This window comes from uncultured Megasphaera sp. (assembly GCF_958350005.1).
In the GTDB taxonomy this organism is placed as follows: Bacteria; Bacillota; Negativicutes; order Veillonellales; family Megasphaeraceae; genus Megasphaera.
The window spans coordinates 18,283-31,589 of record NZ_CATWFF010000004.1 but is presented as its reverse complement, the minus strand read 5'-3'; the positions used below and the strand labels follow the sequence as shown (position 1 = coordinate 31,589).

7 protein-coding genes are annotated in these 13,307 nt (G+C 54.2%); all 7 read left to right on the top strand.

The genetic code is table 11. From position 1 onward, the window contains the following. The first annotated feature begins 150 nt into the window (after positions 1–150). The 7 genes from Q3886_RS00670 to Q3886_RS00640 all read left to right on the top strand — a co-directional run bounded on the left by Q3886_RS00670 (position 151) and on the right by Q3886_RS00640 (position 13,230). Positions 151–1,302 carry a glucose-1-phosphate adenylyltransferase gene (locus Q3886_RS00670; protein WP_301859182.1) on the top strand — a complete coding sequence of 384 codons (1,152 nt, stop codon included), beginning with the start codon at positions 151–153 and terminating at the stop codon, positions 1,300–1,302. Between the two features lie 3 nt (positions 1,303–1,305). Then, complete coding sequence (glgD, locus tag Q3886_RS00665) at positions 1,306–2,421, top strand: glucose-1-phosphate adenylyltransferase subunit GlgD (protein ID WP_301859181.1); 1,116 nt, start codon at positions 1,306–1,308, stop codon at positions 2,419–2,421. 16 nt (positions 2,422–2,437) lie between these two features. Beyond that, on the top strand, positions 2,438–4,867 hold the full coding sequence (locus tag Q3886_RS00660; RefSeq protein ID WP_301859179.1) for a glycogen/starch/alpha-glucan phosphorylase: 2,430 nt from the start codon (positions 2,438–2,440) through the stop codon (positions 4,865–4,867). Between the two features lie 26 nt (positions 4,868–4,893). Then, positions 4,894–6,987, top strand: a complete 2,094-nt coding sequence (glgB, locus tag Q3886_RS00655; protein ID WP_301859177.1) for a 1,4-alpha-glucan branching protein GlgB — start codon at positions 4,894–4,896, stop codon at positions 6,985–6,987. Between the two features lie 42 nt (positions 6,988–7,029). Next, entirely contained in the window at positions 7,030–8,469 is a 1,440-nt protein-coding gene (gene glgA, locus Q3886_RS00650; RefSeq protein WP_301859175.1) for a glycogen synthase GlgA, read from the top strand. A gap of 79 nt (positions 8,470–8,548) precedes the next feature. Beyond that, a complete protein-coding gene (gene malQ, locus Q3886_RS00645; protein WP_301859173.1) occupies positions 8,549–11,947 on the top strand; it encodes a 4-alpha-glucanotransferase in 3,399 nt (1,132 codons plus the stop codon). A gap of 26 nt (positions 11,948–11,973) precedes the next feature. Continuing rightward, positions 11,974–13,230 (top strand): NADP-dependent malic enzyme, encoded by a 1,257-nt coding sequence (locus tag Q3886_RS00640; protein ID WP_301859171.1) that lies wholly within the window; start codon positions 11,974–11,976, stop codon positions 13,228–13,230. The last annotated feature ends 77 nt before the right edge of the window (positions 13,231–13,307 follow it).

Here is a 13,307-nt window from a genome sequence, read left to right as displayed (position 1 = left end):
TTTTACATATATACTCGCTGTATATGCAGAAATATAACGATTACAGACGATTACGAGGAGAATCCGCTGCATGCAGTATGCCGGCAGGAACTGTTTTCCCTTTCTGTCCCATACTGGAGCACCGGTTTTCTGGCACGAGGAGGAGTTTACATGAGAAAATCCAATTGTCTGGCCATGATCCTGGCCGGCGGCAAAGGCAGCCGATTGGGCGTCCTGACCAAAGATCAGGCCAAGCCGGGTCTGCTGTTTGGCGGGAAGTACCGTATCATCGACTTTCCCCTGAGCAACTGCCGCCATTCCGGTATCGGCACCGTCGGTATTCTGACCCAGTATCAGCCGCTGGAATTAAACTGGTATGTCGGCAACGGCAGTTCCTGGGATCTGGATTCCGATACAGGCGGTACCTTCGTCCTGCCGCCCTATACGAGCGACGGCGGCTCCAACTGGTATCACGGCACAGCAGACGCTATTTATCAGAACCTGAACTTCGTCGATATGGTCGGCGACGACTATGTTCTCATTTTGTCAGGCGATCATATTTATTCCATGGACTACGCCAAAATGCTGGCCTTCCATAAGAAGCATGAAGCCAGCGTCACTATCGGCACCATTCGCGTCCCCTGGGATGAAGCAAGCCGGTTCGGCATCATGGTAGCCGATGAAACGATGCGGATTCAGAAGTTCCAGGAAAAGCCGGCCAAGCCGGAAAGCAACCTGGCATCCATGGGGATTTATATTTTTAACCGCGATATCCTGACGTCCTATCTGAAAGCCGATGCAGCCGATACGACGTCGGACCATGATTTTGGCAAAAACGTCATTCCCGCCATGCTGGCCGATCACGTGCCTCTCTATGCCTATCCCTTCGAAGGATACTGGAAGGACGTAGGAACCATTGACAGCCTGTGGCAGGCCAATATGGACCTTATTGCCGATGAGCCGCCCCTGGATCTGAACAATCCGGACTGGCGCATTTATTCGTATAACCAGAGTCTGCCGCCCCATTTCATCGGCCCTGACGGCAGTGCCAAAAGTTCGCTCATTGCCGAAGGCTCGGCCATTCTGGGGAATGTCATCAATTCCGTTATCTTTTATAACGTAACCATCGAAAAAGGCGCCAGAGTCAGCAATTCCGTCATTATGCCGGGGACAGTCATCAAAAAAGACGCCGTCGTCGACAAGGCGATTATTGGCGAGCGCTGCACCATTGGCGAAGGTGTGACCGTGAAAAATGACGACGGCACCGTTGCCGTCCTGGGCCGGAATGAGCAGATGATGGGTGCTGCAAAGAAGGAGGCGTAATGCATGAACAGTAATATGATAGCCATGATTAATATGCGGACGGATTTGCCCATTCTCGAGCTGAATGACAAGCGACCGCTGGCAACGATTCCCGTAGGAGGAAAGTTCCGTCTCGTTGACTTTACGCTGTCCAATCTGGTCAACGCCGGTATTGCCAATGTCGGTCTCCTGCTGGCAGCGCAGTCGCGGTCCGTACTGGATCACATTCGCTCCGGGAAAGAGTGGGGACTGGCCCGCAAGGGGGACGGCCTGTTCTACCTTCCGGAAGAAGTGGAAGACATTCTGCATCCCGTGGAAGGCGATATTCCGGCGTATTACAAGAATCTCCTGTACGTACAGCGCGGCAACAAGCCCTATATCCTGCTGACAGGCTGCGATATGGTGCAGAATATTGACTACGATGAAGTCCTTCATTTTCATCGCCGCCATAATGCCGACGTAACTCTTATTTATCAGCAGCAGAAGTACGATTTTGACCGCAGCGGCTATGCCCTGACGGTCAACGAACATCACCGGGTGACGGGAATCGACGCCAGGGAAACACTGCAGGCCGGCGAAAACCTGTATCAGCGCGGCATTCTCATCGATTCGGCTATTTTTCAGCACGCCATCCGCAAGGCCTATGCCAAAGGATACCATTACCTCATTACGGACGTGCTGAAGCGCAATATAGACCGCCTGCGGATTTTCGGGTATAATTATCAGGGATATGCGAAACGAATTGATTCTATTTCGTCGTACTTCCAGGTCAATATGGACCTGCTTCACCTGCAGACGTGGCATGACCTGTTCCTGAAGGACAAACAGCACCATATCTACACCAAAATAAAGGATGAAGCGCCGGCCAAATACATGGAAGAAGCGCATGTCAGCAATTCTATTGTCGCAAATGGCTGCATTATTGAAGGGCGTGTGGAAAATTCCATTCTGTTCCGGAAAGTGCGGGTCGGAAAGAACGCAGTCATCCGCAACAGCATCATTATGCAGCGGACGAAGATTGGCGATGACGCGCAGCTTGACTACGTCATATGCGACAAAAACGCGATAGTGCAGCCTGAAGCTGTATTATCCGGTACGCAGGATAATCCCTTGTGCATCGGAAAGTGCAGTGTTATTTAAAGAGGGGTACTGTATCATGAAAACATGGCAGAATAAGGAAGAATTCAAGCGGATTTTTACGGAAAAAGCGCATATTTTGTGGGAAAGCGATATCAAAGATCTGACGCGCAATGAAGTGTATCAGACCATTGCCTATATGATTCGCGATTTGGTCAGTGAAGATTGGATTCGTACGAACGAAGTCTATGCAGAGCAGAAAGTAAAGCAGATATACTATTTTTCCATCGAATTTCTCATTGGCCGCCTGCTGAAGTCCAATCTGCTCGGCGTCCATATGGAACGGATCTGTCAGGAAGGGCTGTCAGACCTGGGCTGGAAACTGGATGACATTATTCCGGAAGAACGCGATCCCGGCCTGGGCAACGGCGGCCTTGGCCGTCTGGCTGCCTGCTTCATCGATTCTCTGGCAGCCCTGCAGCTTCCTGGCCATGGCAACAGTATTCGCTATCAGTACGGCCTGTTCAATCAGCGCATTGTCGACGATCAGCAGGTTGAACTGCCCGATAACTGGCTCGTAAACGGCTATCCCTGGGAAGTTAAAAAAGTGGATAAGGCCGTAAACGTCCGCTTTGGCGGCAACGCGTACATGCGGCCCAATGCCGACGGCGATCTGGAATGTGTCCATGAAAACTATTCGTCTGTCCGGGCCGTGCCGTATGATGTGCCCATTATTGGCTATCACAACAATACGGTCAATACGCTGCGCCTGTGGCGGGCAGAATATTCCCGGGAAGACCTGTACCGCGAACTGACCTTCGGCGACCGGCACCGGGCTTTCCGCTACAAGGACAAAGTCCAGCAGCTTTCCCGTTTTCTCTATCCTGACGACAGTACGGAAGAAGGGCGCCGGCTGCGGCTCATGCAGGAATACTTCTTCGTGTCTGCCGGCGTGCAGAGCATTGTTCGCCATTATAAGAAAAAATACCGCAAGCCCATGTCGCAGTTTGATCAGTACGTAGGCATTCACATTAATGATACGCACCCGGCACTGGTCATTCCGGAACTCATGCGCATCCTCATGGATGAAGAAGGGCTGTCATGGAAGACAGCCTGGGCTGTGACGCAGCGGACGGTAGCCTATACGAATCACACCATTCTGCCGGAAGCCATGGAAAAGTGGGCGATTCCCATGTTCCAGTCGCTTCTGCCGCGGATCTATCTCATTGTCGAAGAAATTAACCGGCAGTGGCTGAATGAAGTGCGGGCCAAGTACCCCGGTGATGAAGGAAAGGCTCGGGATGTAGCCGTCTTGTGGAACGGCCAGGTACATATGGCGCATTTGTCCGTTCTGGGCAGTCACAGCGTCAACGGCGTCGCTGAAATTCACTCCCAGATTTTAAAGGATTCCACGCTTCATCAGTTCTATACATGGTTTCCGGAACGGTTTTCCAATAAGACCAACGGCATTTCTCACCGCCGCTGGCTCATTGAATCGAATCCCAAACTGGCCAGCCTCATTGACAGCGCCATTGGCGATACGTGGCGGAAAACACCGTCCAAACTGCTCGATCTGGCCCCCTTTGCCGGGGATTCGGCCTTCCAGGCTGAACTGGCTCAGGTCAAACACAGCAACAAACAGGTGCTGGCAAAGTATATCCGGTCCCGCTACAACCTGAAAGTCAATACGGACTCTATTTTTGACATACAGATCAAGCGGATTCACCTGTATAAACGGCAGCTCCTGAATATTCTTCATATTCTCCATCTCTATTACCAGCTGAAAGCCAATCCGTCCATGCGCATTACGCCGCGGACCTACTTATTCGGCGGCAAGGCAGCTGCCAGCTACGGCGAAGCCAAACAGACCATTAAGCTGATTAATGTCGTAGCTCATATGGTCAACCGGGACCGCCGCGTCAGCAAGCAGATGCAGGTTCTTTTTCTGGAAAACTACAATGTATCTCTGGCACAGCTCCTGTTTCCGGCAGCTGACGTAAGTGAACAGATTTCCACGGCCGGGAAAGAAGCGTCCGGCACGGGGAACATGAAGTTCATGATGAACGGCGCCATTACGCTGGGAACGATGGACGGCGCCAATGTGGAAATCCACCAGGCCGTCGGCGATGACAACTGCGTCATCTTTGGCCTGCGGGCTGACGAAGTCATGAATTACTATGTCAACGGCGGCTATTCGGCCTGGAATATGTACAGCTCCGATCCGGCGATCCGCCAGGTCATGGATGCCCTGACTGACGGCTCCATTAACGGGGAATACTTTGGCATGCTCTATGAATCGCTCCTGGACCGGAATGATGAGTTCTTCGTGCTGAAGGATTTTGCCGCATACTGCGGTGCTCAGGAAGAAATTGCCCGGCGCTATGCCGATACGAAGGACTGGCGCCGTGCCAGCATCGTGAATATTGCCCATTCCGGGTATTTTTCCAGTGACCGGACGATTCAGGAATATGCCGATCATATCTGGCATATTCATCCGGTTACAATATAGCCGGAACCGAAAGGGGAGGGTTCAACATGAAAGTAAGTGCAGTTGATGACTACAGTGCCTTTCTGTTTCATCAGGGAACAAACCATGCCAGTTATCGCCTGTTTGGCGCTCATTTTACGGTTCTGCGCCGCCGTCCGTGCGTGCGCTTTGCCCTCTGGGCGCCTCATGCCCGGGCCGTGAGCGTCGTAGGCGATTTCAACAACTGGAACGACCAGGCCAATCCCATGGAGCGCAGTGCTGTCGGCAACGGGATCTGGACGGCTTATATCGAAGGGCTTCACGAAGGGGATATCTATAAATATGCCATTACGACGCCGTCTGGTGAAGTCATCCTGAAAAGCGATCCCTATGCCTTTGCGTCGGAAGTGCGTCCTCATACGGCGTCGAAGCTCACGAAACTTCATTATACGTGGAAGGACAAGGCCTGGATGGCCGGCCGCAGTCAGTACGATTCATACAGCGAACCGATGCTGACGTATGAAGTTCATCTCGGCTCCTGGCGACGCGGCAGTGAAGGACGACTCCTGTCATACCGGGAACTGGCAGGCCCGCTGGTAGACTATGTCAAATCCATGCACTATACCCATATTGAACTGATGCCCCTGTGCGAATATCCCTATGATGGGTCCTGGGGCTATCAGGGGACGGGGTATTTTTCGGCAACCAGCCGGTACGGTGCTCCGGAAGACCTGATGTACCTTATCGATCAGTGCCACCGCAGCGGCATCGGCGTCATCCTCGACTGGGTGCCAGGCCATTTCTGCCGCGACGCCCACGGCCTGCGCCATTTTGACGGACAGCCCTGCTACGAATCGGGCGACGTCATGCTGGCGGAAAATCAGGAATGGGATACCATGAATTTCGACTACGGCCGGACGGAAGTACAGTCTTTTCTCATTTCCAGCGCTCTGTTCTGGCTCGGCCAGTTTCATATTGACGGCCTGCGCATTGACGCCGTGGCCAACATGCTCTATCTGGACTACGGCCATCGTGAAGGCAGCTGGCGGCCCAACAAATACGGCGGCCGGGAAAACCTGGAAGCCATCGACTTTCTGCGTAAGCTGAATACGGCTGTATTCCGTGAGTTTCCCCAGGCCCTCATGATTGCCGAAGAGTCGTCGTCCTGGCCGCTGGTGACCAAGCCTGTCGATGTAGGCGGTCTGGGATTTAACTACAAGTGGAATATGGGCTGGATGAACGACATGCTGAAGTACATGTCTCTCGATCCGCTATTCCGGAAAGACAACCACAATCTCATTACCTTTTCCTTGTGTTATGCCTTTTCGGAAAACTTCATTCTCCCTCTGTCCCACGACGAAGTAGTCCATGGCAAGCGGTCCCTTCTCGATAAGATGCCTGGCGATTACTGGCAGAAATTTGCTGGCCTGCGCGCCTTTTACGGCTACTGGATGGCCCATCCCGGCAAAAAGCTGCTGTTTATGGGCAGTGAGTTCGGCCAGTTTATTGAATGGAAGTACGATGACAGCCTGGACTGGCATTTGCTGGACTATCCCATGCACCGGGCCATGGAGGACTACGTGCAGGCCCTCAATGCCTATTACCGGTCCCATCGGGAATTCTGGGAAGAAGACTGCGACTGGACCGGATTTTCCTGGATCAGCTGTGATGACTGTGACAACAGCATTATCGTCTTTTTCCGCCGCGGCCGTCATGATGACGATATGACCCTGGCTGTGTGCAACTTTACGCCTGTGGTCCGTCATAACTACCGGTTTGGCGTACCCTGCAAAGGGGAGTATGTAGAAGTATTCAACAGTGACGCCGAAGCCTTCGGCGGTTCCAATGTAGTAAATGAAGGCCTGCTGAAAGCGGAAGCTATTCCCATGCACCAGCAGGAACAGTCCCTGGCCATTACGGTACCGCCTCTGGCAACGGTGTATCTGCAGCTGAAAGAAGCAGCACATAAAAAAAAATTGTCCCCATCACAAAAGACGGGGCATAAACGAAGTGTGACAGATTCGGCGCCGAATCGGGAAAAGAGCCGGACTGTACGGAAAAAGGCAGCTGCCAGGACCGGAACGGGCACGAAACAGAAAGCCTCTTCGGCACCGCGCAGCCGCAGAACGGCGAAACAACGAAAAACCAGGACTGCCGAGTAACCGGCAGCCTTTCATAAAGAGCAGGAAGGTGGGAGAGTATATATGGAACACGTATTGTTTGTAGCTTCGGAAGCGGTACCTTTTATTAAGACCGGCGGCCTTGCCGATGTCATGGGCGCACTGCCCAAGTCGCTGGCTGCCCGGGGACTGGATGTGCGGCTGGTTATTCCCAAGTACAGCCTCATTGCAGACAAGTGGAAAAAGCAGATGAAACAGGTCACGACAGGGAAGGTCAATCTGGCCTGGCGTCAGCTGTATTACGGCGTCGACGAACTGCAGCTTAACGGCGTTACGGTGTATTTCATCGACAATGAATGGTATTTCAAGCGGGACCGCCTGTACGGGTTTGACGACGATGCCGAACGGTTCGCCTATTTCTGCCGCGCCGTTCTGACCATGCTGCCCCGCGTCGGCTTCAAGCCGGATGTCATTCACTGCAACGACTGGCATACAGGACTGATGGGAGTCTTTCTGAAAGAAGACTTCGGCCATGATCCCTATTACAGTCAGATGAAAATCGTCTATACTATTCACAATTTAAAATATCAGGGCATCTTTCCAGCTGCCATTATGCGCGACATTATTGGCCTTCCGCAGGAACTGTTTGACAACGGCAATCTGGAATGTGACGGCTGCGTCAATTACATGAAATCGGGCATGGTCTATGCCGACCGCATTACGACGGTAAGTCCGACGTATGCTCAGGAAATTACGTATCCCTATTTTGGCGAACGCCTGGACGGATATATCCGCATGAACCGGGATAAAGTGACAGGAATTATTAACGGCCTCGATGAGGACGTATATAATCCGGCTGCAGACAAGTATATTAAAAAGCAGTATACAGCCAGAAATGCCCGTGCCGGCAAGCGGGAAAACAAGGATGCCCTGCGGACGGAGCTGGGACTGCCCATTAAGCGGGGCATTCCCATGATCGCCATGGTGTCCCGCCTCGTAGAAGACAAGGGCCTCGATCTGGTTACGCGCATTATGGACGAACTTGTAGAAGATGACGTGCAGCTGGTCATTGTCGGCACCGGCGACTGGAAGTACGAAGAAGCCTTCCGGGAACTGGCCCGCCGCTATCCGACCAAGGTATCGGCCAATATCCTCTTTGACGAAGCCCTGGCCCATCGCGTCTATGCAGCAGCAGACATATTCCTCATGCCGTCCCGCTATGAACCGTGCGGCCTGAGCCAGCTCATTGCCCTGAAATACGGCGCCGTTCCCATCGTCCGCCAGACTGGCGGCCTGAACGACACGATTATTCCTTTCGATAAATATACGAATACAGGCAATGGCCTGACGTTCCCCAACTTCAATGCTCATGAACTCCTGTTTACCGTAAAGAAGGGCCTGAGCTACTATGAAGACGCAGCGCTGTGGGACCATATTGTAAAAAATGCCATGGAAAGCGATTACAGCTGGGACCGCTCGGCCCAGGCCTACATGAATATATACAAACAGATCATATCGGGATAACTGTTGGCCCGGCTGATCCGATCCCCCGCCGCAGGATATGCAGGCGGGGGATTTTCTAAACAACAATGAGGAGGCACCTATGGATTTAGGATTGTATCATCATTCCCGTCAGTTTTATTATCGTTCTGTATTCGGTGCCGCTCCCACGGAATCGACAGTCATTCTCCGACTGAAGGCGGCCATGCCGGAAGGGGAGACCTGGCAGGCCCGTGTCCGGCTCTGGCAGAGCAATGCCGGCGAAACCATCGTTCCCATGCACTGGGAAGACGGCGCCTTCGCCGCCGCCCTGACCATGCCGGAGAAAGGCTGTCTGCTCTGGTATTATTTCATCATCACCCGCAGCGGACGCATGGTATATTACGGAAACAACGTGGATAACCTGGGCGGCGTCGGCATGATGTCGGAACAGGTGCCGCCGGCCTATCAGATTACCGTATACGACCGGAATGCGGTCACGCCGGACTGGTTCAAGCACGCCATTGTCTATCAGATTTTTCCGGACCGCTTCCGGCGCGGCACACAGACCTCGGCCTGTCTGGAAGGCAAGACCGGCGCCGTCATTCACAGTGACTGGAACGACTTGCCGGCGTACTGGAAAGATCCCAATACGGGAGATATTCTGTACTATGACTTCTTTGGCGGCAATCTGGCCGGTATTGTGGAAAAACTGCCCTATTTGCAGTCCCTTGGCGTGACGTGCCTCTATCTGAATCCCGTCTTTGAAAGTGCGACCAATCACCGCTACAGCACAGCCGATTATCACCGTATCGATCCCTTCCTGGGGACGAACGAAGAATTTTCCGCCTTCTGCAGGGCCGCCAGAAAGGCTGGCATGGCAGTCATACTGGACGGCGTATTCAGCCATACCGGCGCCGACAGCATCTATTTCAACCGCTTCGGCCATTACGACAGCGTCGGCGCCTATCAGTCCAAAGAGTCGCCGTACTATTCGTGGTACCGCTTTACAGACTATCCCGATCAGTATGAGTCCTGGTGGGGCGTCATGGATCTGCCCAATGTCGACGAAACAGATCCGTCCTATATGGATTTCATCATTCATGATGCAGACAGCGTCCTGCGGCACTGGCTGCACGCCGGCATCAGCGGCTGGCGCCTCGACGTCGTCGATGAGCTGCCGACGGCCTTTCTGAAAGCCTTCTATAAGACCATGAAAGAAGAAAATCCCGATGCCGTTCTCATTGGCGAAGTGTGGGAAGATGCGTCCAATAAGATCAGTTACGGCGAACAGCGGGAATACCTGTGCGGCCGTGAAATGGACAGTGCCATGAATTACGCCTTGCGCACGAGTATTGTCGACTTCCTGATAGGCCATAAAGACGGCCGCCGCATGGCAGCAGAAGTGATGCATCTCGTCGAAAATTATCCGAAAGAAAACTGGTATGCCATGCTGAATCTCATTGGCAGTCATGATATCGAACGGATTCTGACCGTCCTTGCTGCCGATGGGGACACGCATACGCACCATGCCCATGAAACGGCAAAGAAGAGGCTCTTTCTGCTCATGACCTGGCAGATGACCCTGCCTGGCGCTCCCTGCATCTATTATGGCGACGAAGCCGGCGTGACCGGCGGCAAAGATCCGGATAACCGCCGTACCTATCCCTGGGGCCATGAAGCGGCGGATATTCTGGCCCGAACCCGGGAGCTGACGGCCCTGCGGCGTCGCCACGATGCCCTGCAGACGGGACGATATATTCCCCTCTATGCCGACGGCGACGTCGTAGCCTATGCCCGTACCATCGAAGGGGGAAGGGATGTATTCGGCAAGCCCGCAAAGGACGGTTTCTTCCTCATTGCCCTGAACCGCAACACGACGTCGCTGCGCACAGTCAGCCTGTATACGGACGGCCTGGCGTACGGACAGCTGACCAATGCCCTGGCGCCGCGCATGACGCCGGTGACGGCGATGAACAGCCGCGTAACCCTGACCTTGCCGCCCCTGAGCGCCGTCGTTCTGGAAGGAGCCGAAAGCCGGAACAAGCGGGCCGGCATTCTCCTTCATCCGACGTCCCTGCCGTCGCCGTACGGCAATGGCGATCTGGGACCGGCGGCGTACCGGTTTATCGACTTTATGAAAACGGCAGGGCAGCGGGTCTGGCAGATACTGCCTCTGACGCCGCCTCTGATGGATGACTCGCCGTACTGGTCCAGCTCGGCCTTTGCCGGCAATGAACGGCTCATTTCCCTGGATCTGCTCTGCCAGTGGGGCTGGCTGCCGTCTTCAGCGCTGCAGGCCTTTCAGAAAAAAGCCAGTCAGGCAAAGACCTGGGAAGACCAGTGGCAGTGCAGGAAGGCCGTCTTATGGGATCTGTCTCATGATGCATCTCTTACGATTCCATGGGAACCGTTCCGTCAGTTCTGCGAAGACCAGGCATACTGGCTCGATGATTATGCCCTGTTCCGGGCTGTCAGCGATTTCTATCACGGCCGGCCGTGGATACAGTGGCCTGAAGACATTCGCCGCCATGCTGCCGAAGCGGTACATCGGTACAGCCGGGAATTGTCCGGCACAGTGTCGCATTATAAATTTCTTCAGTATATTTTCTGGCGCCAGTGGCAGGAGCTGCGGGCTTATGCCCATGAGAACGGCGTGATCATTCTCGGCGACATGCCCATGTTCGTCGCCCACAACAGCGCCGACTGCTGGGCTCATCAGGACCTGTTTGATCTGGATGATGCCGGCAGTCCCGCTTCCGTTGCCGGCGTGCCGCCTGATTATTTTGCCAAGGACGGCCAGCTCTGGGGCAATCCGCTGTATAACTACGGCCAGATGGCCAGGGACGGCTATGCCTGGTGGGTCGAACGGTTCCGCCACATGACGTCCCTGGTCGACGAGATCCGCATCGATCACTTCCGCGGGTTCGAATCGTACTGGGCCGTTCCGGCACAGGCCCAGACGGCCCGGGAAGGAAGCTGGAAACCGGGACCGGGGCTGGCACTGTTTCAGGCAGTCTATCAGAAACTGGGCAAGATTCCCCTGGTTGCCGAAGACCTGGGCGTTATTACCGACAAGGTATGCGAATTAAAAGACGCCCTGCACCTGCCGGGCATGAAGCTTCTTCATTTCCACATGACAGAGCGGGCCGACGGCGGCTACTCTCTGGACACGGCACCAAACTGCCTGGTCTATACGGGAACGCACGATAATAATACGAGTATCGGCTGGTACGAAGAGGACCTGACTGATTCGCAGCGTCTTCATGTGCGCCAGGCCCTGGGGCTGGCTGATGACGTATCGCCGCGCGAACTGGTCCGGTCCCTCATTGCCTACGTATACAGCCGCCGCGCTGAAACGGCAATTATTCCCATGCAGGATATTCTGGCCCTGCCCGGGACGTGCCGCATGAATACGCCGGGAACGGCGCAGGGAAACTGGCGTTGGCAAATGGACGAAGGTATGTTACAATTAGACATCGCGCAGTGGCTATCGGAACTGTGCAGACAATACGGACGCTAAAGAGCCGTCCCAAGGAGGAAACAGGAGTGACTCAGACAGTAACGGACCGAAACGACAAATTCAAGAAAGCCCTGGAAGTGCATGCCAGGCTTCATGGCAAACTTGCCATTCACAGCAAGCTTCCTGCAGATACGAAAGAAGCTCTGGCCATTCTCTATACGCCTGGCGTAGCTGCGCCATGCATGGAAATTGCGGACAACAAGGAACTGGCTTATACGTATACAGGCAAGGGAAACGACGTAGCCGTCATTACTGACGGCAGTGCCGTCCTGGGCCTCGGCAACATCGGTCCTGATGCAGCCATGCCCGTCATGGAAGGCAAAAGCCTGCTGTTCAGCGAATTTGCCGGCATCAATGCCGTGCCTTTATGCGTAGATACGCAGGACGTCGATGAATTTGTCCGCTTTGTACAGCTCTGCGGCCCGTCTTTTGGCGGCATCAATCTGGAAGACATCAGCAGTCCCCGCTGTTTTGAAATCGAAAAGCGCCTCCGTGAAACCATGAATATTCCCGTCTTTCACGATGACCAGCACGGAACGGCGATTATTGTCCTGGCCGGCGTCATCAATGCCCTGGCCTATCTGGGCAAATCGGAAAAGGAGGCGCAGGTCGTCATCAACGGCGCCGGAGCAGCCGGCATCAGCATTGCCACGCTCCTTTTGGAATACGGCTTTGAAGACATTACGCTGTGCGATATTCACGGCGCTGTATGGGAAGGGGACGAACGGCTCAATCCGGCTCAGGCAGCGATGGCCAAACGGACGAACCGCCGCCGGGATAAAGGATCGCTGGCTGATATTCTCGTCGGCAAAGACGTATTCATCGGCGTATCCCGCGGCGGTCTGGTTACGAAAGAGATGATTGCCTCCATGGCCGACGACAATATCGTCTTTGCCATGGCCAATCCCATTCCGGAAATTTACCCGCACGAGGCAAAGGAAGCAGGCGCATCCATCGTCGGTTCCGGCCGGTCTGATTTTCCCAATCAGGTCAACAACGTCCTCGTCTTTCCGGGAATCTTCCGCGGCGCCATCGACTGTCATGCTTCCGATATCAGTGAAGGCATGAAACTGGCCGCTGCCAGAGCCATTGCCTCTGTTGCCCGGCAGGAAGGGCTGCGGGAAGACTATATTCTTCCTGATGCCTTTGACCACCGCGTAACCATTGCCGTCGCCGCTGCCGTAGCAGCATGTGCGACGAAAGAAGGCATTGCCGGAAAGCCCATGACCTATGAAGAAGAAGCGGCCCTGGCCGATTCCTTCCTGCAGGCCAGTGAACGTTGAATGATTCGGTCAATACCTTGACAATGCGGCCCTGACCGCTGTATAGTAAACACGTAGTAACGACGGCGTTACCTTTC

Bases quoted from the DNA above. Each gene is read 5' to 3' on its own strand.
- Q3886_RS00670 (WP_301859182.1), top strand. From the start codon at position 151: ATGAGAAAATCCAATTGTCTGGCCATGATCCTGGCCGGCGGCAAAGGC.
- glgD (WP_301859181.1), top strand. From the start codon at position 1,306: ATGAACAGTAATATGATAGCCATGATTAATATGCGGACGGATTTGCCC.
- Q3886_RS00660 (WP_301859179.1), top strand. From the start codon at position 2,438: ATGAAAACATGGCAGAATAAGGAAGAATTCAAGCGGATTTTTACGGAA.
- glgB (WP_301859177.1), top strand. From the start codon at position 4,894: ATGAAAGTAAGTGCAGTTGATGACTACAGTGCCTTTCTGTTTCATCAG.
- glgA (WP_301859175.1), top strand. From the start codon at position 7,030: ATGGAACACGTATTGTTTGTAGCTTCGGAAGCGGTACCTTTTATTAAG.
- malQ (WP_301859173.1), top strand. From the start codon at position 8,549: ATGGATTTAGGATTGTATCATCATTCCCGTCAGTTTTATTATCGTTCT.